The organism is Arthrobacter sp. MAHUQ-56 (assembly GCF_019710585.1).
Taxonomy (GTDB): Bacteria; Actinomycetota; Actinomycetes; order Actinomycetales; family Micrococcaceae; genus Arthrobacter.
Genome location: NZ_JAIFZQ010000024.1, coordinates 1 through 2,943, shown reverse-complemented (window position 1 = coordinate 2,943; position 2,943 = coordinate 1). Strand labels below are relative to the sequence as shown.

Here is a 2,943-nt window from a genome sequence, read left to right as displayed (position 1 = left end):
AGCGGAGCGGTGGTGCGCGCCGAACTCATAGCCCGCGGCTACAAGGTCAGGACAGGGGCGGACATCGTTGAGCTCGCCAACAACGGGGATCACCGGACACTGACCCTCCTTGAAGAAACCGGAACAACCCTTGGACAGACACTGGCCGACATCGTCGGACTGATCAACCCCGAGGCAGTCATCATCGGCGGAAGCCTTGCCGCCGCGGGCGAACCCTTCCTCCGGCCCATCCGGGAAGCCATCTACGCAGGGGCGCGCGAGTTCGCCACCCGGGACCTCGTCGTCGAGCGGTCCGGCCTTGGAGCCGTTGCGGGCCTGACAGGAGCATCCCTGCTGGCCCAGGACGCGCTCTTCGCGCCCGACAGGATCAGCCGGCTGACCCACAGCGGAGCAAACTCCCTCGCGCTGGCAACCGTCTGATGGACCACTGAACGAATAACACTTTGGTCTACTTGTAGACTTAAGCCACAAATCCTTGTTACGGTGATCTAACTCACATCGTCGTGATGTGATCCGCTGACTAAAGGATCCCCACGTGGCTATCAACCTCGCTGAAGAACTTTCCTCCATCACCACCAACGTGGCCGCCTCCGACTGGAGGGAGGCTATCCGCCGCGCCGGTGACGGACTCGTGGCAGGCGGAGTCACCACGGAGGACTACACCGAACAGATGATTGCGGCCGTGGAAGAGCACGGCCCCTACATCGTCATCGCCCCCGGCGTCGCGCTCGCCCACGCCCGCCCCTCCGAATCCGTCAAAAAGGGAGGGCTCAGCTGGGTCAGCCTGGCTTCCCCCGTCACGTTCGGGCACACCTCGAACGACCCCGTTTCCCTGGTCATAGGCCTTGCAGCACTTGACCACACTGCCCACATCGAAGTCCTCAGGGCAGTCGCCGGGATCCTTTCTGATCCCACCACCCGCAAGGGCCTTGACGCCGCAGAGAGCGCGGAAGAAGTCCGCTCCCTCCTGGCGGGCACGGCCTCGCCGAACAAGTAGCAACACCACCATCCCCTCTGAAGTGAAAGGCAACGAACCATGAAGATCGTCGCTGTATGTGGAATGGGCATTGGGACATCAGTGCTCCTGAAAATGAACGCGGAAAAGGTCCTCCAGGATCTCGGCGTCGATGCCGATATCGAGGCTGCTGACATCGGCGTGGCCCGCGGTGCGGCGCAGACGGCGGAAATCGTCCTTACGTCCGAGGAGCTCGCACCCGAAATTGGTGATGTCCCCGCAGAGGTCATTGTCATCGAGAACTTCTTTGATCTTGAAGAGATCCACAAGAAACTGTCTGCCGCTGTTCTCTAGCCACCGCGGAGGTTCCTCCACCTGCGCCATCACAACATCAACCAACATTTTCAGCATTAAGGGAGTGCCTACGGCATGGACTGGCTCGTAGTAGTACTGAATTTCATAGGGCAGCAGATTCTCAATGTGCCCGCTTACCTGATCGGCATCATCACCGCAGCAGGCCTTATCGCATTGCGCCGCAACTCGGGCCAAGTCATCGGAGGCGCACTCAAGGCGGCCTTGGGTTTCTTCATCCTCGGCGTGGGAGCCACCGTGGTCACCGGATCGCTTGATCCCCTTGGCCAACTCATCCTCACCGTGACCGGGGCCCAAGGTGTGATCCCCACCAACGAGGTCATCACGGCAATGGCCCAGGAACAGTTCGGCGCCCAAAGCGCATACGTCCTGACCTTTGGCTTCCTCACCATGCTGGTGCTGGCGCGCTTCACGCCGTTGAAGTACGTGTTCCTGACCGGCCACCACATGGTGTTCATGGCCACCATGCTCACCGTTATCCTGTCCGTCGGCCTGGGGGAAGGCTCTGACTGGCTGGTCGTACTCCTCGGGGCCGTCCTGCTGGGCGTCATCATGGTGGTCATGCCGGCGTTCCTTCACCCCTGGACGAAGAAAATCACCGGTAACGACACCATCGCCATCGGCCACTTCGGTTCGTTGGGCTACATCGCCGCGGGTGCAGTGGGGCAGGCCGCAGGCAAGCGCAGCAAGTCAGCCGAGGAGATTCAGTTCCCGCAAGGGCTGAAGTTCCTCCGCGATTCCATGGTCGCCACCTCGCTGTCCATGGTCCTGATCTACATGGTCTTCACCATCTGGGGACTCATCGCCCTTCCTTCTGCCGAGGCGCTGGCAATCTTTGACGTCCCTGACGCGGGGGCATTCATCATGGCCGGCTTCAAGCAAGCGCTGATGTTCGGCGTCGGCGTGGCCGTCATCCTCTACGGTGTCCGCACGGTACTGGGCGAACTCGTCCCGGCCTTCCAGGGCATCGCAGCCAAGGTGGTCCCGGGCGCCAAGGCCGCCCTCGACATCCCCATCGTCTTCCCCTTTGGAGCCAACGCCGTGCTTATCGGCTTCCTGAGCTCCTTCACCGGCGGCCTGCTCGCCCTCGGCGTCCTCGCCCTCTGGCTGAACCCTGCTTTCGGCCTGGCCCTGATCCTGCCCGGAATGGTCCCGCACTTCTTCACCGGCGGCGGCGCCGGTGTGTACGGCAACGCAACCGGCGGACGCAGAGGAGCGATGCTGGGCGGCTTCGTCAACGGCATCATCATTACCATCCTGCCCGCCGTCCTGCTGCTCGTCCTGGGCCAGTTCGGGCTCGCCAACAGCACCTTCGGTGACGCCGACTTCGGCTGGTTCGGCACCCTCATCGGCGTCAGCCTCAGCGGCGGCCCTGCCATCGGCGCCGTTCTGACTGTCCTTATCGCCACCGCCCTTGTGACAGCCGCGATCATCTTCCAACGGAGGGTGGTGGACGCTGGGTGGGTCCCCGGGGCCAAGCGCGACGCATGGCTCGCCGAAGCCCAGGAAAGCGAGAAAACCCAAGCCAAGCAAGAAACTCCCACGGCCTAACCGATTCCCCAACACAGCAAAACACGCAGACAAAGGAACCACATGCCCGAACGTACAGCCACTAT

At 62.3% G+C, this 2,943-nt stretch carries 4 protein-coding genes; all 4 read left to right on the top strand.

Going from position 1 to position 2,943, the window contains the following annotated elements; translation table 11 throughout:
* Positions 1 to 420, top strand: a 420-nt coding sequence (locus K4G53_RS19440) for an ROK family protein (protein ID WP_221387333.1), incomplete at its 5' end; no start/stop codon positions are given.
* A gap of 115 nt (positions 421 to 535) precedes the next feature.
* Positions 536 to 997: a PTS sugar transporter subunit IIA gene (locus K4G53_RS19435; protein ID WP_221387332.1), complete on the top strand. Its 462-nt coding sequence runs from the start codon at positions 536 to 538 to the stop codon at positions 995 to 997.
* 39 nt (positions 998 to 1,036) lie between these two features.
* Positions 1,037 to 1,309 (top strand): PTS sugar transporter subunit IIB, encoded by a 273-nt coding sequence (locus K4G53_RS19430; RefSeq protein ID WP_221387331.1) that lies wholly within the window; start codon positions 1,037 to 1,039, stop codon positions 1,307 to 1,309.
* 75 nt (positions 1,310 to 1,384) lie between these two features.
* Positions 1,385 to 2,878, top strand: coding sequence for a PTS ascorbate transporter subunit IIC (locus K4G53_RS19425; protein WP_221387330.1), 1,494 nt, complete (start codon positions 1,385 to 1,387; stop codon positions 2,876 to 2,878).
* Positions 2,879 to 2,943 lie beyond the last annotated feature (65 nt).